General features: G+C 66.9%; 18 protein-coding genes. 12 read left to right on the top strand and 6 right to left on the bottom strand.

Annotated features, from left to right (window positions below; all coding sequences use genetic code 11):
- Window positions 1–335: 335 nt before the first annotated feature.
- Window positions 336–1,307 (top strand): MBL fold metallo-hydrolase, encoded by a 972-nt coding sequence (locus tag VG561_RS12015; RefSeq protein WP_046432495.1) that lies wholly within the window; start codon window positions 336–338, stop codon window positions 1,305–1,307.
- A 72-nt stretch (window positions 1,308–1,379) separates the two neighbouring features.
- Here the strand turns inward: VG561_RS12015 and yihA are convergent, their stop codons facing one another.
- Window positions 1,380–1,982 carry a ribosome biogenesis GTP-binding protein YihA/YsxC gene (gene yihA / locus VG561_RS12010; RefSeq protein ID WP_005411022.1) on the bottom strand — a complete coding sequence of 201 codons (603 nt, stop codon included), beginning with the start codon at window positions 1,980–1,982 and terminating at the stop codon, window positions 1,380–1,382.
- Between the two features lie 156 nt (window positions 1,983–2,138).
- Here yihA and VG561_RS12005 point away from each other — a divergent pair, with 156 nt between their 5' ends.
- The 4 genes from VG561_RS12005 to VG561_RS11990 all read left to right on the top strand — a co-directional run bounded on the left by VG561_RS12005 (window position 2,139) and on the right by VG561_RS11990 (window position 5,428).
- The gene (locus VG561_RS12005) at window positions 2,139–2,939 is read left to right on the top strand and encodes a c-type cytochrome (protein WP_014648400.1); all 801 of its coding nucleotides are present in this window, start codon (window positions 2,139–2,141) and stop codon (window positions 2,937–2,939) included.
- Window positions 2,940–3,045: 106 nt separating this feature from the next.
- Window positions 3,046–3,696: a thiol:disulfide interchange protein DsbA/DsbL gene (locus VG561_RS12000; protein WP_032960695.1), complete on the top strand. Its 651-nt coding sequence runs from the start codon at window positions 3,046–3,048 to the stop codon at window positions 3,694–3,696.
- A 107-nt stretch (window positions 3,697–3,803) separates the two neighbouring features.
- Window positions 3,804–4,637, top strand: coding sequence for a thiol:disulfide interchange protein DsbA/DsbL (locus VG561_RS11995; RefSeq protein WP_262093047.1), 834 nt, complete (start codon window positions 3,804–3,806; stop codon window positions 4,635–4,637).
- 53 nt (window positions 4,638–4,690) lie between these two features.
- On the top strand, window positions 4,691–5,428 hold the full coding sequence (locus tag VG561_RS11990) for an endonuclease/exonuclease/phosphatase family protein (RefSeq protein ID WP_021202520.1): 738 nt from the start codon (window positions 4,691–4,693) through the stop codon (window positions 5,426–5,428).
- 112 nt (window positions 5,429–5,540) lie between these two features.
- Here VG561_RS11990 and VG561_RS11985 read toward each other — a convergent pair whose 3' ends face one another.
- Window positions 5,541–6,410 (bottom strand): EamA family transporter, encoded by an 870-nt coding sequence (locus tag VG561_RS11985; RefSeq protein ID WP_126411362.1) that lies wholly within the window; start codon window positions 6,408–6,410, stop codon window positions 5,541–5,543.
- A 72-nt stretch (window positions 6,411–6,482) separates the two neighbouring features.
- On the opposite strand from VG561_RS11985, the gene VG561_RS11980 reads away from it, so the two are divergent.
- The 3 genes from VG561_RS11980 to fhuE all read left to right on the top strand — a co-directional run bounded on the left by VG561_RS11980 (window position 6,483) and on the right by fhuE (window position 9,939).
- A complete protein-coding gene (locus tag VG561_RS11980; RefSeq protein WP_134809288.1) occupies window positions 6,483–6,965 on the top strand; it encodes an Lrp/AsnC family transcriptional regulator in 483 nt (160 codons plus the stop codon).
- A 77-nt stretch (window positions 6,966–7,042) separates the two neighbouring features.
- The gene (locus tag VG561_RS11975) at window positions 7,043–7,594 is read left to right on the top strand and encodes a M23 family metallopeptidase (protein ID WP_053495113.1); all 552 of its coding nucleotides are present in this window, start codon (window positions 7,043–7,045) and stop codon (window positions 7,592–7,594) included.
- A 185-nt stretch (window positions 7,595–7,779) separates the two neighbouring features.
- Window positions 7,780–9,939, top strand: coding sequence for a ferric-rhodotorulic acid/ferric-coprogen receptor FhuE (fhuE, locus tag VG561_RS11970; RefSeq protein WP_423179616.1), 2,160 nt, complete (start codon window positions 7,780–7,782; stop codon window positions 9,937–9,939).
- 132 nt (window positions 9,940–10,071) lie between these two features.
- Here fhuE and VG561_RS11965 read toward each other — a convergent pair whose 3' ends face one another.
- The 3 genes from VG561_RS11965 to VG561_RS11955 form a co-directional block, all read right to left on the bottom strand.
- A complete protein-coding gene (locus VG561_RS11965; RefSeq protein WP_032957323.1) occupies window positions 10,072–12,933 on the bottom strand; it encodes a TonB-dependent receptor plug domain-containing protein in 2,862 nt (953 codons plus the stop codon).
- Window positions 12,934–13,204: 271 nt separating this feature from the next.
- On the bottom strand, window positions 13,205–13,579 hold the full coding sequence (locus VG561_RS11960; RefSeq protein ID WP_014648409.1) for an ExbD/TolR family protein: 375 nt from the start codon (window positions 13,577–13,579) through the stop codon (window positions 13,205–13,207).
- 104 nt (window positions 13,580–13,683) lie between these two features.
- Window positions 13,684–14,091: an ExbD/TolR family protein gene (locus VG561_RS11955; protein ID WP_014648410.1), complete on the bottom strand. Its 408-nt coding sequence runs from the start codon at window positions 14,089–14,091 to the stop codon at window positions 13,684–13,686.
- Window positions 14,092–14,242: 151 nt separating this feature from the next.
- Between VG561_RS11955 and VG561_RS11950 the strand changes: the two genes are divergently transcribed.
- Both VG561_RS11950 and VG561_RS11945 read left to right on the top strand, forming a co-directional pair.
- Window positions 14,243–16,228 carry a transglycosylase SLT domain-containing protein gene (locus tag VG561_RS11950; protein WP_126411364.1) on the top strand — a complete coding sequence of 662 codons (1,986 nt, stop codon included), beginning with the start codon at window positions 14,243–14,245 and terminating at the stop codon, window positions 16,226–16,228.
- Between the two features lie 206 nt (window positions 16,229–16,434).
- Entirely contained in the window at window positions 16,435–17,655 is a 1,221-nt protein-coding gene (locus VG561_RS11945; RefSeq protein WP_053495110.1) for a multifunctional CCA addition/repair protein, read from the top strand.
- Between the two features lie 79 nt (window positions 17,656–17,734).
- On the opposite strand, the gene VG561_RS11940 is transcribed toward VG561_RS11945, so the two are convergent.
- A complete protein-coding gene (locus VG561_RS11940; protein ID WP_005419309.1) occupies window positions 17,735–18,169 on the bottom strand; it encodes an SseB family protein in 435 nt (144 codons plus the stop codon).
- A gap of 699 nt (window positions 18,170–18,868) precedes the next feature.
- Between VG561_RS11940 and VG561_RS11935 the strand changes: the two genes are divergently transcribed.
- Together VG561_RS11935 and VG561_RS11930 are read left to right on the top strand one after the other, a co-directional pair.
- Entirely contained in the window at window positions 18,869–19,507 is a 639-nt protein-coding gene (locus tag VG561_RS11935) for a hypothetical protein (protein WP_241887109.1), read from the top strand.
- The gene (locus tag VG561_RS11930; RefSeq protein WP_262093045.1) at window positions 19,504–20,988 is read left to right on the top strand and encodes an XVIPCD domain-containing protein; all 1,485 of its coding nucleotides are present in this window, start codon (window positions 19,504–19,506) and stop codon (window positions 20,986–20,988) included. The genes VG561_RS11935 and VG561_RS11930 overlap by 4 nt, the downstream gene beginning before the upstream one ends.
- Window positions 20,989–20,993 lie beyond the last annotated feature (5 nt).

Below are 20,993 nucleotides of genomic sequence, written 5' to 3'. Positions count from 1 at the left end.
GCATCCATGCCGCGGCCAAGCCCCCATGGGTGAGGGCGCTTTGCTTGCGAAGCACTGCTTCGCAAGCGCCCGAACGCCCAGCCGCCAGCGACTGGGCCGGACCGCGGAGCGGGGTTTACGGCGTCTCCCGCAACCGGACCCACCCCGCCATCCCAGATAGCCCGCTGTCGCTGTTGCTGTTGCTTCGGCCGTTGCCGTTGCCTCTGCGGGTGCAGGGCGCAGCCCTGCAGCCCCCCCTTCCCTGAGCATTCCGCGCAGTGGTTTGAGCGCCGTGCACACGCCGGCCACGGCACGCTGGGCACAACGGAACCGCCCGTCATCCACCGAGAACCGCCATGATCCTGCGTCCCCTGCCGCTGCGCGGCGCCCTGCTGCTGGCCCTGTCGTCCCTGCCGCTGGCTGCACTGGCCGAAGCCACCTCGCCCGCTCCCACCCAGCAGGTGCCCGGCGTCTACCACCAGCGCGTTGGTGCGCTGCAGGTCACCGCCCTGTTCGACGGCGTGGTCGCGCTGGGCCGGCAGGAAGTGGTCGACGTGCCGCCGACACTGGTCAGCCGCCTGTTGGAAGGCCGCTACGTACCGGAAGACAAGAAGGGCCTGCAGACCGCGATCAACGCCTTCCTGGTGCGCCAGGGCAACCACCTGACCCTGGTCGATACCGGCACCGCGCAGTGCTTCGGCCCCGGCCTGGGCCAGGTGCTGGGCAACCTGCGCGCCTCCGGCGTGGACCCGGCCGAGGTGGACGAGGTGCTGCTGACCCACGCCCACCCGGACCATCTGTGCGGCGTGCTCGACGCGCAGGGCAAGCCGGCCTACCCGAATGCCACGGTGTGGCTGTCCAAGGCCGATGCCGATTACTGGCTCAGCCCGGCCAGCGAGGCCACGGCGCCGAAGGGCGTGCGCTTCGCCTTCCCGCTGGCACGCAACGCGGTCGCGCCCTACCAGGCCAGCGGCCACCTGCGCACGTTCAGCCCCGGCGATGCCCTGCCCGGTGGCGCGGTGGCGATGGACACCCACGGCCATACCCCCGGCCATGTCTCCTACCGGTTCGACAGCCAGGGCCAGTCACTGCTGGTGTGGGGTGATGTGCTGCACTTCCATGCGGTGCAGTTCGCGCACCCGGAAGCGGCATTCGAGGCCGATTCGGACCGCAAGGCGGCCATCGCCAGCCGTCGCGGGCTGCTGCAGCAGGCCACCGCCAACGGTTGGTGGGTGGCCGGTGCGCACCTGCCGTTCCCGGGCCTGGGCCATGTGCGTGGCGAGGGCCAGGCCTATGCGTGGGTGCCGGCGGAGTATTCGCCGTTGTGAGGGTGTGCCGACCAAGGTCGGCACCCACCCGATCGGGTAGCGCCCGGCTGCCAGCCGGGCGACCGGAGAGCCTTATTCCAGCCCCAGCCAGCCGCCGATCACGCCGCGGGCTTCGTCCACGCCGGTACGGTCTTCGCCGGAGAACACCTGCACGCTGACGCTGTCACCGTAAGCCGATTGCAGCTCCTTGCGCACCTTCTGCAGGGACTGCATCTGCTGGCTGCGGCTGAGCTTGTCGGCCTTGGTCAGCAACGCGTGCGCCGGCAGGCCACGCTGCACGGCATAGGACAGCATCTGCCGGTCGTAGTCCTTCAGGGGGTGGCGGATGTCCATCACCACCACCAGGCCCTTGAGGGCCTCGCGGGTGCGGAAATACTTGTCAATGAAGGCCTGCCAGTGCGCCTGCAGGTCCAGCGGCACCTTGGCGTAGCCGTAACCGGGCAGGTCGACCAGATGCGCTTCCGGGGTGACCTGGAAGAACACCAGCTGCTGGGTGCGGCCGGGGGTCTTGGAGACACGGGCCAGGGCGTTCTGGCGGGTCAGCGCGTTGAGCGCACTGGACTTGCCGGCGTTGGAGCGGCCGGCGAAGGCCACTTCAGCCCCTTCGTCGGGCGGCAGCTGCCGCACGTTGTGGGCCGAAAGGTGGTAACGGGCGCGTTCGATGAGCAATGACATGTGCCTAGGATCGCATGTTGCGGCGCCGCGCGCCCGTGCCGGCGGCCGCTGCGGCCATTTTGCTGCACTGCTGCGTTGACCGTGCGCGGAAACGCCGTTGATAATCCGGGCGATGCCGGCGGCCACCGTCCGGCCCGGTCCATACGGAGCTTCAGCATGCGCCACGCTCGCGTTCTTGCCGTATCCGCCCTTGCCACTGCTGTAGTCGTTGCCGCTGCTGCGTTCGCGCAGACCACGTTGACCCCGCTGCCCGACAACGGGCCGATCAATACCGCCTCGCTGGAGGTGGACTTCAGCAAGACCCACTGGGGCGATGCCAAGGCCGGCCAGACCAAGGCGACGGCCTGCGCGGCCTGCCATGGTGCCGACGGCAACTCCACGGTGGAGATGTACCCGTCCATTGCCGGCCAGAGCGAGCGCTACGTGGCCCAGCAGATGGCCCTGATCGCCAACGGCCAGCGCAGTTCCGGCGCGGCGGTGGCGATGGTGCCGTTCGTGCAGAACCTCACCCCGCAGGACATGCGCGATATCGGCGCCTACTTCGCCACGCAGAAGGCCAACGCCGGCATCGCCGATGACACGGCAGTGACCGATGGCCCCTACAAGGGCATGAAGTTCTACGAGATCGGCCAGCAGCTGTACCGCGGCGGCGATGCCAAGCGCGGCCTGCCGGCCTGCATGGCCTGCCACGGCCCCAGCGGTGCCGGCAATCCCGGCCCGGCCTATCCGCACCTCGGTGGGCAGCACGCCAGCTATGTCGCGCGCCGCCTGCAGGAGTACCAGGCCGGCCAGACCAACGAGACCGACAAGGCGCACTTCCAGATCATGGCCACGGTCGCGCAGAAGCTCAGCGAGCAGGAGGTGCAGGCGCTGTCGAGCTACCTGCAGGGCCTGCACAACAAGGCCGACGATGTGGCCGCTGCGGCCACGCCGACGCAACCGGCTGCCGCCCCCTGACCACCACTGGTCGGCCCGGGCCGCGACGCCGGCCCACGGCTGCGGTATGTTTCCTTCACGCCGGCGACCGCGCCGGCGTTGCTTTTTTCAACGGAGATGCGTGTCGATGAGGTTGATTTCCCGCCTGCTGTTGTCCGTGCTGGTGCTGCTGCCGCTGGCAGCCTGCGCCGCCACCCCCGCCAATGCCCCGCTGGTCGAGGGCAAAGACTACGAGCGCATCGCCCAGCCAGGCCCGTTCCAGCCGCTGGCCGGCAAGATCGAAGTGGTCGAGGTCTTCGGCTATACCTGCCCGCACTGCGCCCATTTCGAACCGCAGCTGGAAGCCTGGGCGGCCAAGCTGCCGGCCGACGTGCGTTTCACCCCGGTGCCGGCGGCCTTCGGTGGCGCCTGGGATGCCTGGGCACTGGCCTACTACGCCGCCGACGAAGTCGGCGTGGCCAAGCGCAGCCACGCTGCCGTGTTCAAGGCCCTGCACGAGCAGGGATCGCTGCCGATGCAGAACGTCTCGGCCGATGAGCTCGCCACGTTCTACAAGGCCTACGGCGTGACCCCGGACCGCTACCTCCAGGCGCTGCGCGGCGATGCCGTGCAGAAGAAGGTCGAGGCCGCGCGCGCGTTCGCCCAGCGCACCAAGATCCCGGGCACCCCGGCCATCATCATCAACGGCCAGTACCTGGTGCGGGGCAACAGCTTCGACGACCAGCTGCGCATCGCCTCGGCGCTGATCGCGCAGGCCCGCGCCGCCCGCGGCCGCTGAACCAACGCCCACCCTCGACACGGCGCTGTCGCCGCCGCATGTCATCATTTCCCCCTGGCTGGCGCCTGGCGCCGGCCCCCACCTTTCCAGATGCTGGAGACGTTTCCATGAAGATCCGTTACGCCCTCGCCCTCGCAGCGCTGCTGCCGATCCTGGCTGCCTGCAAGGCTGATGACGGCAGCACCAACACCACCGCGGCCCCGGCCGCACCGGCAGTCGCCCCGGCCACCGCCGAACCGGCCGCTGCGCCGGCCACGGGCAGCGAAGGCACCGCTCCGGCTGCCGCCGAAGGCGAAAAGGCCCCGGCCGAAGCCGCCCCCGCCGCGGCGCCGGCCCCGACCACCGCCGCGCTGACCGGCCCGGCCCCGGTGGAAGGCGCCGATTACCAGGTGATCCCGAACGGCCAGCCGTTCCAGCCGGCTGCCGGCAAGATCGAAGTGACCGAGATCTTCGGCTACGTCTGCCCGGCCTGCGCCGCATTCCAGCCGCTGGTCGGCCCGTGGAAGGCCGGCCTGCCCAGCGACGTGAACTTCGTCTACGTGCCGGCCATGTTCGGCGGCACCTGGGATGACTACGCCCGTGCCTTCTACGCCGCGCAGACCCTGGGCGTGCAGGAAAAGACCCACGAAGCGCTGTACGCCGCCATCCACTCGCAGAAGACCCTGAAGGGCGAGCGCGGCCGTGACTCGGTGGAAGACATCGCCAAGTTCTACGCCACCTATGGCGTGGATCCGAAGCAGTTCGCCGCCACCATGGGCAGCTTCGCGGTGAACGCCAAGACCAACTCGGCCAAGCAGTTCGCCCAGCGCAGCCAGATCAGCGGCACCCCGTCGATCATCGTCAACGGCAAGTACCTGGTGAAGGGCAAGAGCTTCCCGGACATGCTGCGCATCGCCGACCACCTGATCGCCCGCGAACGCGGTGCGGCCCAGGCTCACTGATCCAAGAGAAGCATTTCCCGGCCGTGAATTCCCCCCGTACACGGACCCTGCGCTTGCTGACGGCCAACATCCAGGCCGGCTCAAGTACTCGCCGCTACAGCGACTATGTGACCCGCAGCTGGTCACATGCGCTGCCGGCGGGGCGCAAGCGCAGCAGCCTGGACGCGATCGCCACCCTGGCGCGCGACCATGACATCGTCGGCCTGCAGGAGGCCGATCCGGGCAGCCTGCGCTCGGGCTTCACCAACCAGACCCACTACCTGGCCCAGCGCGCCGGCTTCAACTACTGGAGCCACCAGCCGAACCGGCGCATGGGCGGCGTGGCATCCAGTGCCAATGGCCTGCTGAGCAAGCTGGAACCGGTGGAAGTGCAGGACCATGCCCTGCCCGGCCGCATCGGCGGGCGCGGCGTGCTGCTGGCCAAGTTCGGCGATGGTACCGATGGCCTGGCGGTGGCGGTGGCGCATCTGTCATTGGGCGCGGGCTCGCGGATGTCGCAGCTGGGCTTCATCGCCGAGCTGCTGTCCGACCACCCCAACGCGGTGCTGATGGGCGACTTCAACTGCCTGGCCGAACGCCCGGAAATGCAGGTGCTGTACCAGAAGACCCGGCTGCAGCCCCCGGGCTGCATCGTGCCGACCTTCCCCAGCTGGCGCCCCGACCGCGCCATCGACCACATCCTGGTCAGCAGTGGCCTGCAGACTCGTACCGTGGAAGCCGTACCAGCCGCGTTCTCCGATCACCTCGCCCTGGCGATGCAGATCGACGTCCCGGCCGACGCCCTGCGCTGACCCGCCGTTACGGTAGGTGCGGACCGTTGGTCCGCACGCTCTGCGCCGGGCGCCGCCCGGCGCTCCCCTAAATCGGGGCATAAACGACTTAATCCCCTCCGTCCCCTTTTTTTCAGGCGGTGACGGGTGCCTTCAGGCGCCGCGCGGTCATCGTGCTGCCCACCGAGGCCAGCACCGTGCAGCCGATCGCCAGCCACTGCAGCCCATGCAGGTGCTCGTGCAGCAGCAGCATCGCCCACAGCGCGGCCACCGCCGGTTCCATGCTGATCAGGATGCCGAAGGTCTCCTTCGGCAGCCGCTTGAGCGCCATCATCTCCAGTGACATCGGGATCGCGCTGGACACCAGCGCCACCAGCAGCCCGGCGGCCAGGATCTTCGGATCGAGCAGCGCGGCGCCGGCGTGCACCACGCCCACCGGCACCACCACCAGCGACGCCGCCAGCAGCCCCAGCGACACCGAATGCCCGGCGTGCAGGTGGCCGGCACGCTTGCCGAACACGATGTACAGGCCCCAGCACGCCGCAGCCCCCATCGCATACAGCACGCCAGCGGGATCCAGCGCCGGACCACCGCCGATCGGCAGCAGCAACAGCAGCCCCACCGCCGCACAGCCCACCCAGAGGAAATCGATCGGCCGTCGCGACGACAGCATGGCCACCGTCAGCGGCCCGGTGAATTCGATGGCCACCGCGATGCCGAAGGGAATGGTGCGCAGGGCCATGTAGAACAGCAGGTTCATCAGGCCCAGGGTGAGGCCGTAGCGCAGGATGGTGATCGCATCCGGGCGGCTGGTCTTCCAGCGCCACGGCCGCCAGAACAGCAGCAGCAACAGCGCCGAGAAGCCCACGCGCAGCGCGCTGGTGCCCTGCGCGCCGATCAGCGGGAACAGGTGTTTTGCATAGGAGGTGCCGATGGCCAGCGAGGTGACCGAGCCAAGCACCGCCAGCGCCGGCAACATCGGCGCGAGTCGTGGGGTCTGCATGGGCAAAGTCTATTGCGCCAGCGCCGAGCACTTGGCTCAATTGACGGCCCGTTCGTGCAACTTCTGCTCGCCATGGCCACCGCCCCCGTGCTCGACAGCTTCGACCGCGCCATCCTCGACCTGCTGCAGCGGGACAACACCCTGCCGCAGCGCGAAATCGCCGAGGCCGTGCACCTGTCCACGCCGGCCGTGCAGCGCCGCATCAAGCGCCTGCAGGACAGCGGCGTGATCGCGGCCAATGTGGCGGTGATCGCCGCCGCCCAGGTCGGGCGGCCACTGACCATCATCGTCGAAGTGCGCGTGGTCAGCGAGCAACGTGATCACGTGGCGCCGTTCAAGCGCCGCGTGCAGGACGACCCGGCGGTGCAGCAGTGCTACGCGATCACCGGCGATGGCGATTTCCTGCTACTGCTTTCGGCGGCGTCGATGGAAGAGTACGAGGCCATTACCGAGCGGTTGTTCGGCGGCGATGACAACATCGAACGCTTCAGAACGTCGGTGGCACTGGGGACGTTGAAGCGGAGTTTCGAAGTGCCGCTGCTGCCAGGCCTGTAGAGTCGAGCCATGCTCGACTGCCTCCTGATCGCAACGCAACAGCAGTCGAGCATGGCTCGACTCTACACTTTGAAACCATGAGTACACCGCCCTCCCCCGCCCGTCGCCTGCGCCGCTGGTTGCTGCGCGGCCTGTGGCTGGCCATCGCCCTCATTGCCGCGATGGCGCTGTGGAACAGCCCATGGGCCGCTGCGCCGAAGCTGCTGTGGACACTCTCTCGTATGCCGCCGGCCACGCAACTGGCGGTGCCGGTGGACGGCGTGCGGCCACGCCAGATCGCCGACACCTTCGGCGCACCACGTGGCCGTGACCGCTCCCACGCCGGCATCGACATCTTCGCCAAGCGCGGCACCGCGGTGCGCAGCGTCACTGCCGGCGTCATCGCGGACGTCAGCGAGCGCGGCCTCGGTGGCCGCCAGGTCTGGGTGATCGGGCCCGGGCGCGAACGTTACTACTACGCCCATCTGGACGACTGGGCCGAGGGCCTGGCGCGCGGCCAGGTGGTCCAGGCCGGCGACCTGCTCGGGCATGTAGGCGACAGCGGCAATGCCAAGGGCACGCCGCCCCACCTGCACTGGGGCATCTACGGCGCCGATGGCGCGCGCGATCCGCTGCCGCTGCTGCGCTGAACACCATGCGCTGCGTCGCGGCCCGCGTGAGCGCCTACCTCGCTCATGATTTGTAAATAGGAATAGTTCGTATTACCATTTCTTTCGTTTCCGGTGGTGCCAGGACGGCCTGCCCGCCCGTTTCCCACCCGTAGCGCCTCGCCTTCTGGATGCCGGCCGAGCGCGCGTGCTCGTCCAGGACCCCCATGACCTGTTCCGCCTTCCGTATCCCGCAGCCGCAGCGGCTGTCCGTTGCCGTACTCGTTGCACTCTGCGCCCTGGCCCCGGCCGCCTTCGCCGACACCGCCGCCGACCCGACCACGCTGGACAAGGTCGTGGTCAAGGGCGAACGCGCCGAAGGCTATTCGGTGCGCCGCACCTCGGCCGGTACCCGCTTCGACCTGGCTCCGCGCGAGATCCCGCAGTCGGTCAGCATCATCAGCCACCAGCGCATCGAAGATCAGAAGCTCGACGACATCATCGACGTGCTGGCCAACACCACCGGCGTGACCAGCACCCAGTCCGACAGCGAGCGCACCGAGTTCTACGCGCGTGGGTTCTATATCGATGCGTACCAGTTCGATGGCCTGCCGACGCAGATGGTGCAGAACTGGAGCTACGGTGACTCCGGCCTGGATCTGGCGCTGTATGACCGCGTGGAAGTGGTGCGCGGCGCCACCGGCCTGCTCAGCGGCGCCGGCAACCCGTCCGCTTCGGTGAACCTGATCCGCAAGCATGCCGACAGCGCCGAGCTGACCGGCAGCGTCTCGGTGAACGTCGGCAGCTGGGGCCGCACCCGCACCACGGTGGATGTGGGCAGCGCGCTCAACGCCAGCGGCAGCGTGCGCGGTCGCGTGATCGGCAGCTACCTGGATACCGACGGCCAGATGGACCGCTACAACCAGCGCAAGACGCTGGGCTACGCCGTCATTGATGCCGACCTGACCCCGGACACCCAGCTGAGCGTGGGCTACGACTACCAGCAGAAGCGCGCCAATGGTGCGACCTGGGGCGGCTTCCCGATGCTGTATTCGGATGGCTCGCGCACCGGCTACGACGGATCGTTCAACGCCAGCCCGGAGTGGACCTATTGGGACACCACCAGCAAGCGGGCCTTCGCGACCCTGCAACACGCCTTCAGCAACGGCTGGAAGTTCAAGGTGGGTGCCACGCACGATGAGACCAGGGCCGACGACAAGCTGTTCTACCCCGCCTACAACGACTGGACCACGGGCGCCTCGAACTTCGACCGGACCACTGGCGCGGGCATCTCGCCGTCCGCAGGCCTGTACAACACCGAGCGCAAGGTCACTGGCGTCGACGGCTACGTGGATGGCCCGTTCCAGCTGTTCGGCCGCGAGCACCAGCTGATGGCCGGCCTCAGCTACAACAAGCGCGAGTACGCCAACTACGGCGACTACCAGGTCGGTGGCCCGGGCCAGACCTGGGATCCGTTCGCCAGCTATCTGAACTGGACGGGCAAGATCGGTGAGCCGAACTGGAACCCGCTGGCCCTGGCCAGCGAGGGCACCATCACGCAGAAGGCCGGTTACGCGGCCGTGCGCCTGTTGCTGGCCGATCCGCTGAAGCTGATCATCGGCGCACGCTACACCGACTGGAAGAGCGAGGGTGAAGGCGCCGACCGCGCGCACAAGGTGACCACGCCGTACGCTGGCCTGGTCTTCGACATCAACGGAACGTACTCGACCTATGCCAGCTACACCGAGATTTTCCAGCCGCAGACGCTGAAGGACCGCAATGGCAGCTACCTCGATCCGGTCGATGGCAAGAGCTACGAGGTGGGCGTCAAGGGCGCGTGGTTCGACAACCGCCTGAACGCCTCGCTGGCCGTGTTCCGCATCGAACAGGACAACGTCGGCCAGGCCACCGGTGAGCCGGTGCAGGGCAGCCAGAACGAGTTCGCCTATCGTGCCGCGCGTGGCACCGTCAGCCGCGGCTTCGAGTTCGAGGTGAACGGCGAACTCGCCCCGGGCTGGAATGCGACCTTCGGTGCGTCGCGCTATGTGGCCAAGGACATCAACGGCGCCGACATCAACACCAACCTGCCGCAGACCGCGCTGAAACTGTTCACCAGCTACACCCCGCAGTCGCTGCAGGCACTGACCGTCGGCGGCGGCGCCAACTGGCAGAACCGCATCTACTACCCGGTGCCGGCCTACGGCCGCATCGAACAGAGCGGCTACGCGCTGGTCAGTGCCTTCCTGCGCTACCGCCTCTCGCCGGAGTTCAGCGTGCAGGCCAACCTCAACAACCTGCTGGACAAGAAGTACCTGTCGCAGATCAACGGCTACGGTGCCTACGGCGATGGCCGCAATGGCTCGCTGACGTTCACCTGGGCGTTCTGATCAGACGCGGGGTTCGCACGCCCCGCACCTGTAGAGCCGAGCCCATGCTCGGCTCAGAGAATCAGCCGAGCGCGGGCTCGGCTCTACACCCGCAAGGCAGCGCCGGAACTGACCGGCGCTGCCACCGTCACATCAGAAGCGCAGGTCCGCGCGCAGGTACCAGTAACGGCCACGCGGGATGTCGTAGGTCGAAGCGTCGTAGCCGTTCAACGAGCACGACAGGCAGATCGGCGGATCCTTGTCGAACACGTTGTTCAGGCCCGCGGTCAGCTGCAGCCCCTTCATCCAGTCGATCTTGTAGCCCACCTGCATGTCGTGGAAGGTGGTGGCCGACAGCGTGTTGGTGCCCGCAGCCTGGTTGCTGCACACCGGGAAGGCCGCCGCATCGCCGCAGTTCTCGGTCAGCTCGGAGATGTGGCGCACCGTCCAGTTGGCACTCCAGCGATCCATCGTCCAGCCGAGGCTGGCATTGCTGGTCCACTCCGGGATCGAGCTGTCGGCCACTTCCACGCCCGGCTTCTGCGGCTGCTTCTGCCCGGCCGCGCCAGTGGCCTCGTAACGGCCGACGAAGGTGTTCTTCCACCCCAGCTTGAACTGGCCGATGGAGGTCTGCGGCAGCGTCCAGAACAGATCCACGTCCCAACCGTCGGTCTTGATCGAACCCAGGTTGGTCAGGCGGTTGTTGAAGCTGCTGACCGCACCGGTGCTGGCACGGGTGATGCCGTTGCAGTAGATCGGGTCCAGTGTATCCACGCACAGGTCCAGCTGGGTCTGCGCGTTGATGGCCTGGATCGCACCATCGATGGCATGGCGGTAGAAAGTGACTTCCACATCGAAGCGCTCCGACCACGAGGCGTTGTTGCCGAACCACGGGCTCCACACGAAGCCCGCGCTGAAGCTGCGCGAGCGTTCCGGGTCCAGCTCGCGGTTGCCGCCGGTGGTCACCGAGATCTGCGAGTTGGCCTGCTGGAAGCCGGCCGGGACGCCCAGTGCAGCACAGTTGGCCGCGCTGCCACGCGGCGGCGTGCCGCCCAGGCCCACCGAGCACGGATCGAACAGCTGCAGGTCGGCACGTGCGGCAGAGCCGTACAGCTCACCGATGGACGGTGCGCGGAAGCCCTCGGCGTACGTGGTGCGCAGCACGAAGTCATCGGTCACCTGCCAGCGCAGGCCGTACTTGGGCGTGAACTCGCCGCCGAAGGTGGAGTAGTCCGAATAGCGGCCGGCCAGGCTCAGGTCCAGCTTCTTGCCGAACGAGGAGTCGGCGAAGATCGGCACGCTCAACTCCAGGTAGGCCTCGTTGACGTCGTAGGAACCGGAGGTCGGTTGCGACGGCACGCCGTTGTAGTGGCCGATCACCGTCAGCGGATCGGGCTGGTAGGCGCCCTTGTACTTGCGGTACTCGAAGCCGGTGGCGAAGGACACCGGACCGGCCGGCAGCGAGAACAGCTCGCTGGACAGGTTGGCGGTGAACAGGCTCAGTTCGTTCTGGCTGCGGTCGCGCACCACCGGCTGGATCCACTTCAGCATGTCCGGGGTGATCGAACCGGCGCCACCGAAGATGTTCAACGGCACGCAGCCAGGCGTGGCCGCGCACACCGCGGGATCGCCCAGCGCCATGTTCACCTTGTAGATGTCATAGCTGCCGTAGTTGGTCTGCTCGGCCTTGTTCTTGCTGTACATGCCGTTGACGTCCCAGTACCAGCTGCGGTCGGCGGCATGGAAGTCACCGACCAGGCCGGTGGCGAAGTAGGTGGTGTCCACTTTCTGCTTGAACACGCGCGCACCGCCCTCCACCGGGCGACGACCGATCAGGCTCATGTTGTCGCCGGAGACGAGATCGAAGCCGAACGGGTTGTACGGGTTCAGGCGCGAGACCACGATGTTGTCGGCCAACGGATTGCCGGTGGCGCCATCGGGGCCGAAGAACAGCGGCTCGGGGCCGGCCTGGTTGGTCGACTCGCGGCGGTTGCCCAGCGCCTTGATGTACCACTGCACGTTGTCGGTGATGTCAAAGCGGAACTGGCCGAACAGGCCTTTGCGCTCCGACGGCGTAAGCACCATGTTGTATTCGGCGAAGTTGAAGCGGTCGGCGGTGGTGAAGCAGTGATAGTCATCCGTGCGGCTGCAGCCGGCACTGCCGTCGTACCGCGGATTGCTCACGCCGGTATTGGGCACGATGTTCTGCACCGCACCGGTGTTCGGGTCGGTGAACATGAAACGGCCCTGCGGAATACCACCGCTGCCGAACGCCAGGCCGGTACCGGGAATGGGGAAGCGCGACTGCTCGCGATCCTTGGCGAATACCGGGTCCTGCTTGGTCCAGCTGGCGCCCAGGAACAGGCTGAAGCGATCGCCACTCTTGCCCCAGGCCAGGTCCACGCCCTTCTGCGTGCCGTCCCCCTTGCTGTACTCGCCGTAGTTCAGCGTCACCTGCCCACCATCGAAATCGCGGCGGGTGATGATGTTGACCACGCCGGCGATGGCATCGGAGCCGTACAGCGACGAAGCACCGTCCTCCAGCACCTCGATGCGCTCGACGATGGCCAGCGGAATGGTGTTGAGGTCGGTGGCCGAGCCCACACCGGACGCCGACGATTCATTGACCCAGCGGATGCCGTCGACCAGCACCAGCACGCGCTTGGCACCCAGGTGGCGCAGATCGACCTGCGCCGAGCCGGCACCCACGCCACTGCCATCGGGCGGGAAACCGAAGTTGCCGGACGAGTTGAACTTGGCGTTGAGCGCAGAGCCGGAACCGGTGAGCTGCTGCAGCACTTCGCCGATCGAGGTCAGGCCGGTGCGTTCGATGTCGCCACGGGTCAGGGTCTGGATCGGGACCTGGCCCTCTACTTCAGCGCGCTTGATGCGGGTACCGGTGACTTCCACCGCGTCGAGGTTGGTGGTGGATTGTGCAGCGGCACCCAGGGGTGCCAAGGCCATCACGCACAGCGTGACGGCAACCGCCAACGGGCGGTGGTGCAGGTGCTTCATTCGCTCTCTCTCCAAAGGAATGTCGGGACATGGACTGCCGCGCTCCCCCCTGCATGGCGGCAGCGTCTCCTTTGTAAACAAGCGGTAAAAATCACGGCGTGATGATCGACACTCTTTCACGCGGAATTGACGCAATTGACAGCCATTTACGTCAGATCAGGACCGTTTAGAACCGGACGGTACTGTTCACCGCCCTCCACTTTGATGCCGGCTGCGTCAGCGCGCGCCGAGATCCGCCACAACTCATCAAGGGGACTTGTCGGTGCAGGCGCTAGTGACCGGGCGCGTCGACGCGCAGCCCATGCTGGCTCACGGCCAGCAGCACGCGTGCCATGTCTTCGTAGTCGGTGTCGTCGGCGGTCGCCAGGTGCACCCAGGGGCGATGCTGCTGCGGCATCTGCTGCGCCTGCACCAGGTGCCGCTGCAACGCGACAGCGTCGAGCGGCTGGCCATTCCAGAACATCGCCCCCGCCGCGTCGATGCGCAGGTGGATCGGCTGGGGTGAGGACGCCGGCCAGGGTGGGCACGAGGTGCGCTGCTGGAGCGCCAGGAGGCCGGTCGCCTGCGCCATCGGCAGCGCGGTGATCACCAGCGCCAGCAACACCAGCAACACATCCACCAGCGGTGCCAGATTGGGGGCGGCCATCAGTGAGGCCGCGTGCTGTATCCCGTATCGCATGCCACGTTCCCTCGCAGGAAGAGCGGCCTGCCGATGGCAGGCCGCCCGTTGCCGGACTCACCGCACGAAACTCACCGCACGAAGGCAATGCGCTCCATGCCAGTGGCTTCGGCCGCAGCCAATATCCGCGCCATGCCTTCGTACTCGGCCGCCGGATCGGTGGCGATGCGCAGCTCCGGCAGGTTGCCGGCATGCTCGCCGGCCTGCGCCTGCAGGCGCCCCTGCAGATCGCCGATCGCCATCGGCTGGCCATCCCAGCTCAGCTGGTTCGACGCATCCAGTCGCAGCTCGATCGGCGGCGGCGGTTCGGGGCGATCGATCGTGCGATCGGTGGCCTGTGGCAACTGCACGGGAATCGGCCGGGCCACGATCGGCGCGGTTACGATGAAGATGATCAACAGCACCAGCATCACATCCACCAGTGGCGTGACATTGATGTCCGCCAGCGGGCCGCTTCTTCCTGCGCTACTGAACGCCATGTGCCGCTCCCTGCAGCCGGGCCGTTCGCCCAAGGCCGACGTTACGACGCCTGCGCCCGCCTGCGGCAGGGGCCTGTGCGGAGTCATTCAGCTATCGTTGCCCACGCATTGCGTGCACGCAATGCGAAACTGAATTCAGCCACTGCCCGCTATGCTGCATGCCATGACCCGACGCTCTTCGACCGCCCTGTCCCTGCTGCCCTTGGCCACCACGCTGCTGATCGGCTGCGCCAATGCCCAGTCCCTCGATGCCCAGAACGCCCAGTTGAAAGCCGCGATCGCGGCCGCCGAACGCGGCCAGTTCGATCCTGGCCAGGCCGCTGCGCTCAGCCGCCATCCGGCGTATGGCTGGCTGGAGTACGCCAACCTGCGCCGCAACATCGACACCGTCGATACCGCGCAGGCACAGGCCTTCCTCAAGCGCTATGAGGGCCAGGCCGTGGCCAGCACGTTCCGCAGCGTGTGGCTGCCCTCGCTCGCCCGCCGCCAGGACTGGCCGACCCTGCTGGCCAACTGGGCGCCCACCGACAACGCCGGCCTGCGCTGTGCGCAGCTGACCGCGCGCCAGGTGACCGGCAAGGCCGATCCGCAGTGGATCAGCGAAGCACAGGAGCTGTGGCGCAAGAACGGCAAGCCGCTGCCGGACAGCTGCGATGCGGTGTTCACCGTGCTGCAGGCACAAGGCGGCCTGAGCGACGCCCTGCGCTGGGAACGGATCGATGCTGCCGCCGACGCGCAGCAGCCCGCCGTGATGCGCAGCGCGGCCCGCGGCCTGCCTGCCACTGACCTGGCACTGGCCAACACTTACGCCGCCTTCGTCGACAAGCCCAACGCCAGCGCCCTGAACTGGCCCCGCAACGAGCGCAGCCGGCGCATCGCCACCGATGGCCTGGCCAAGCTGGCCAAGGCCGACCCGGCCGCCACCGAACAGCAGCTGCCGCAGTACGCGCAGGCACTGGGGCTGAGTGCCGCCCAGCAGGGCCAGGTGCTGTACCAGATCGCGCTGTGGACGGTGGCGTCCTACCTGCCCGATTCGGCACGCCGCCTCAACGCGGTGCCGGAGTCGGCCTATGACGAACGCCTGCACGAGTGGCGCGTGCGCGAAGCGATGTCCCGCGGCGACTGGACCGCGGCGCTGACCGCCATCCGCAAGATGGGCAGCAAGCAGCGCAGCGACCCGCGCTGGCGCTACTTCGAAGGCCGCATGCTGGAGAAGACCGGCCAGGCCCAGCAGGCGCAGCCGCTGTTCCGCGAGGCCGCGCGTGCATCGACCTTCCACGGCTTCCTCGCCGCCGACAAGCTGCAGCAGGGCTACACGCTGTGCCCGTGGCAGCCCAACGACAGCGCGCAGGCTCAGGCGGTGATCGCGCGCGACCCGGCCATCCAGCGCGCAATGGCGTTGTACCAGATCGATCGCGCTGGCTGGGCCGTAGCCGAATGGAACAGTGCACTGTCGCGCTTCGATGACACCCAGCGTCGCCTCGCCGTGCGCGTGGCGCAGGACAACGGCTGGTTCGACCGCGCCGTGTTCGCGCTCGGCAAGCAGCCGCAGGAGCAGCGCCTGTACGACCTGCGCTTCCCGCTGCACCACGACGCCACCATCCGCCGCGAATCGGCACGCAACGCAATCGACCCGGCCTGGGTGGCGGCGGAGATCCGCGCCGAGAGCACCTTCACCCCGCGTGCGCGCTCGCCTGCCAACGCCATGGGCCTGATGCAGGTGCTGCCAGCCACCGGTGCCGGCGTGGCCAAGTCGATCGGCCTGACCGGCTACGGCGGCGCCGACAGCCTGTACGACCCGGACACCAACATCGCCATCGGCACCGCCTACCTGCGCCAGTTGATGAACAAGTACGACGGCCTGCCCTACGTGACCATCGCCGCGTACAACGCCGGCCCGACCCCGACCGCACGCTGGCAGAGCCAGCGCCCGGGCTTTGATCCGGACCTGTGGATCGAGACCATCAGCTACAAGGAAACCCGCGAGTACGTGGCCCGCGTGCTGGCCTTCAGCGTGATCTACGACTGGCGCCTCAATGGTGATGCGCTGCCGCTGAGCGATCGCCTGATGGGCCGCCTGGTGGACAAGCGCAAGCGCTTCAGCTGCGCCGCCAACGCCGACCAGGGCGGCGATTGATCGCAACACAGTACTGCCGGCCGCTGGCCGGCATTCCCCGGCATCCACTCGCTGGGGAGGGAAACGATGAGCCTGCTGGCCTGGATCGGGCTGGACGCTGTATCGGTAGTGCCGGCCGCTGGCCGGCAGCTTCGGGGTGACTGCGGTTGCCGGCCAGCGGCCGGCACTACCGGTGCGTCTGCGCCGGGCATGCGATGATTCCAGCCATGAAGATCTATCTTGTCGGCGGCGCCGTGCGTGACCGCCTGCTGCAGCGACCTGCCGGCGACCATGACTGGGTGGTGGTCGGCGCCACGCCCGCGCAGATGGAAGCGCAGGGCTTCACCGCCGTCGGCCGCGATTTCCCGGTGTTCCTGCACCCGAAAACCGCTGAGGAATACGCGCTGGCGCGCACCGAGCGCAAATCCGGCCGTGGCTACCGCGGCTTCGTGGTCGATGCCGACCCGGCAGTGACGCTGGAAGAAGACCTGCAGCGCCGCGACTTCACCATCAACGCGATTGCCTGCGACGAAGACACCGGCACGCTGGTCGATCCCTACGGCGGTGTGCGCGATATCGAGCAACGCGTGCTGCGCCATGTCGGCCCCGCGTTCGTGGAAGATCCATTGCGCGTGCTGCGCGCGGCCCGGTTCATGGCGCGCTTCGCACCGCTGGGCTTCACCGTCGCCGAAGAGACCATGGCGCTGATGCGCGAGGTCGCCGCCAGCGGCGAGCTGGACGCGCTGGTGCCCGAGCGCGTCTGGCAGGAGCTGCGCAAGGCGCTGGTCAGTGAACGGCCCTCCGCCTTCCTGCGCACGCTGCACGATGCGCAGGCACTGGGCCCGATCCTGCCCGAGCTGGAGGCGCTGTATGGCGTGCCGCAACGTGCTGAGTTCCACCCCGAGGTCGATACCGGCATCCATCAGGAAATGGTCAGCGACACCGCCGCGAAACTGGCGCCGGGCGATGACCTGGTCGGCTTTGCCGCGCTTACCCATGACCTGGGCAAGGGCCTGACCCCGCCGGAGGAGTGGCCGCGCCACATCATGCACGAGCAGCGCGGCATCAAGCCCTTGAAGGCACTGTGTGCGCGGTTGAAGATTCCCGCCGAACACCAGCAGCTGGCCGAAGCGGTGTGTCGCGAGCACTTGAACGTGCACCGCATCGACGAACTGCGCGATGCCACCGTGCTGGAACTGCTGGGCCGCTGTGATGCGCTGCGCCGGCCGGAACGCGTGGCCCGCATCGCACTGTGCTGCGAGGCCGACAAGCGCGGCCGGCTCGGCTTCGAGGACGCCGACTACCCCCAGGGCGAAACGCTCAAGCGCCTGCACCAAGCGGCGCTGTCAGTGCAGGCGCGGGATCTGGATACCACGCATCTGAAGGGCCCGGCCATCGGCGAAGCGCTGGCCAAGGCGCGGGTGAAAGCCATCGCCGCCGCCCGCTGATCCGCAACCGCCGTGGCGGCCGCGCACCGACTCCCATGGGTAGTGCCGGCCGCTGGCCGGCACCCCTATATCACTGGCTTCAGTGCGCCATCCCACGGGTAATCGCCGCCGCACGCTGCTTCAGCTGGGCCACGGCATCGGGAATCATCTCCATGCCCACGTCCAGGCCCGGGTTCAGCACCAGGCCGACGCCGTCGCCGATACCGGCCAGCAGCGCGTGCACCGCGATCGGCATGGCATGGGCAAACTGCGGCAGCTGCTCGTGCCACAGGCCCGCGCGCTCGGGGGCAGTGAACACCGCGAACATCGGCTCACCGCTCTCGCTGGTCAGCACCAGCGGCGAGATGCTTTCGTCCCAGGCGCCATCCTCACCAATGGCCTTGTCCAGCAGCACGAACGCCGTCGAGGTCAGCAGGCCGTCGAGGAACTGCGCTGCAGTCAGCGTGCCGTCCTGGGCCTGCAGCAGGCGCACCTCGAGATCGTTGAGGGGTTCGAACGGGGTGTCGTGGTCCATGGTCGGTTCCGGTACGTGGTTGCAGGCTGCAACTTTAGCAGGCCGGGGGTGAAGCACCGCAGCGCATCGGCAGGGACTCGCGGGGCGTCAGTGGCCGATGTACCAAAGCGCCCAGCGCTCTCCGGCCTGGGCCCCGCCATAGAGATTCGGGGCCGTCCGGAAGTCTTGATGGCTTTGGGAGGAAAGCATGGCGGGCAGGATACGGCCGGCCGCAGATGCTACGAACCCTGCTACCCCACCTGAACCGCTCGACGGGGGAATTGTTAAGACCTGCTTCGACAGTCTGACGAAATCGTCAATGTGTCCAATTCGCTTGTGACCGTGTGCCGGCGCCGCTCCACTCAATCCTGAAAGGACGTTGAGACTGGCATGACCAACAGCTTTGAGCACGACTGGAGCGGGTCGTATAGTCGGATGACGTAGAGCAATGGAACGCCGATGAACGCTACCTCGCAAGGCCTCGCGCCACAGGCATGCATGGATGGAGGCCAAGGAAGCTGGCAGCACGAGCGGCGCAACCTGTCGCATGTGCCCCGTAACGCGGTACATCGCGCCGTCTTCCTCGGCCATCCCTCCTGTCCAGCCGATCAAGGTTCAGGGCAATCCTGCCGGCATCCTCACGCGCAGAGAACCGTGCCCCGTAGTAACCCTGAAGATGCGCCCCCCCCGTAGTACCTCGATCAGCGACATGGACCGCTCATGCTGAAACCCTGCCCCCACCTCACTCACGTTGTGTTGATCGCCTTGATCACACTGGCCGTTTCTGGATGCAACAAGGAACGCTCATACCCGGTCTATCGCGAGAATCCTGCACCCAAGGATGCGCTACCGATTGTGATTCGGGTCCACGATGCACCTGTGGAGCTTGCTCTCCCGAAGGTTTTCGTCTCCTACGAGATAGATCCGCGCTGCCTCCCACCGATCAGCAACTACGAGGGTGTGCAGTACGCCCCCCAACGGCAGTCAGTAGAGTTCCCAGTACAACGTGTCAGTGCAACCGAGTTCAGCAGCACCGTGTTCGAGGACGGCATGGCAGTCGCTGACTATTACGGGCGCGGGCCATGCGAATGGAAACCCAGCATCATTCGGGCTTCATTCCCAGTCATTTCCGAGGGACGCGAAGGCTTCATATCAGTTGCCGTCCACCATCTCGAACTGAAGAAACTACTCACGTCGATTTCGTACGCAGACAGTCAGATGACCCTGCAAACAAAGAGTTCGACGCCGGGATGGGTGCGAACGCAGTCCCAGTATAGCTACGACAGATTGTCTGATATCGAGAAGCAGAAGTACTTTCCCATAGAGATATCGTCTCCTTCGAAAGGAATCGTCCCATGAGACCTCTAACCAATGCAGCCCTGGCCAATGCAGCCTACTCCCCACCGTCACATCCAGCTCCAGGCGATAAGGAATCGCTGCGCGTTGATGGTGAAGACTTCGAAGTTCTAGGGCGACGTGACGCAGTCAGCGGCTATCAAGGCGTTGTGTACCGGAACATCAAGACCAACGAGATCATCATCGCCCATCGAGGCACCGAGTTTGATCGCCAGGCCATACTTGATGGCGGCGTCGACGCAGCGATGGTCAGCGCCAGAGTCAACGCACAGATTGATGATGCGCTCGTACTGACCAAGCAGGCAATCAAGCAAGCTGAGGACAACGGATATGGTCCGGTGTACGTCACTGGACACTCCCTAGGCGGCGCACTCGCGCAGATCACTGCCCACCACTACAACCTCCCTGGCGACGCCTTCAATCCCTACGGCGCTGCCGGGCTGGCGTATCGCCTGCCTGAAGGCCAGCCGGCCAGTGCGGCGCCCTTCACCAGCCATGTGATGGCGGGCGACCTGGTTAGTGCGGCCGGTCCTCATTACGGCAAGGTTGAGATGTACGCACTCCCCAAGGAACTGGGAGTCCTGCGCGATGCCGAGCAGGGCCAGCGCATCGCCTCGCTCGGATCGCTTGGGATGAAAAGCGGCCATGTCATGTCCGCTGCGATTGCGGTCCAGTTGGGTGATTCCCATCGAATGGTTCACTTCATTGACCGTATGACGGACAAGGGTCCAGTGCAGTCCGTGCTGGACGCCCCCGAGGCGCGGATCACAGATGCCGAGGACCTGCGCCGGATAGCGGAGTATCGCAAAGACATCCACCAGTTGCGCCTGGGAGCAACCGTACTTGTCGGTGGTGGCCCTGGACTCCTGCGCGACGGGGTCAATTACCTTCGCGGCACCGAGGAAGCCGGAGCATACGCCCGTCGCGAAGCCGAAGCCGTGCAGCGCGCAGAAAACGCATTGAAACCAGGGGAGCGTTTGCTCCAAGAGGCAACCGAAATGGGCTCGCCCTCTCTGAGCAACCCAGGCTTCACTCCCAAGAGCTCATTGCAGGAGAGCATCGAGTCAACCTTGGACAAGGCAGGCCTGGATCCCAGAAAGGAAGGCCACCCCGACCATGCGCTCTACCGGCAGATTCGCGACGGTGTATCGGCCGTGGATGCCAGGCACGGGCGCAGCTTCGATGAAACCAGTGAGCGTGTGACGGCCGGCCTGGTTGCAACGGCCAAGCGCAGCGGCCTGGAACGCGTCGATCATGTTGTCTTGGGCAACGCTCCCAGCGATGGTTCAGGCCCTCGCATGTTCGTCGTGCAGGGAGCGCTCGACAATCCGGCGCACCTGCTGGCATCGATTGCGGTCAGCGAGGCCGTCAATACACCTGTAGAGCAGTCGCTCGCCAAGGTCGAGCAGATTTCGCAGGCCCATCAGGTCGCTCAACAAGAGCAAACCCAAGAGCAGACCCGAACAGCGATCCGCATGGGCTAGGCCAG

Source organism: Stenotrophomonas sp. CASM110, from assembly GCF_049384345.1.
GTDB lineage: Bacteria > Pseudomonadota > Gammaproteobacteria > Xanthomonadales > Xanthomonadaceae > Stenotrophomonas > Stenotrophomonas muris.
Note: the sequence above shows the minus strand (reverse complement) of the source record. Positions and strands in the feature narration are given on the sequence as shown.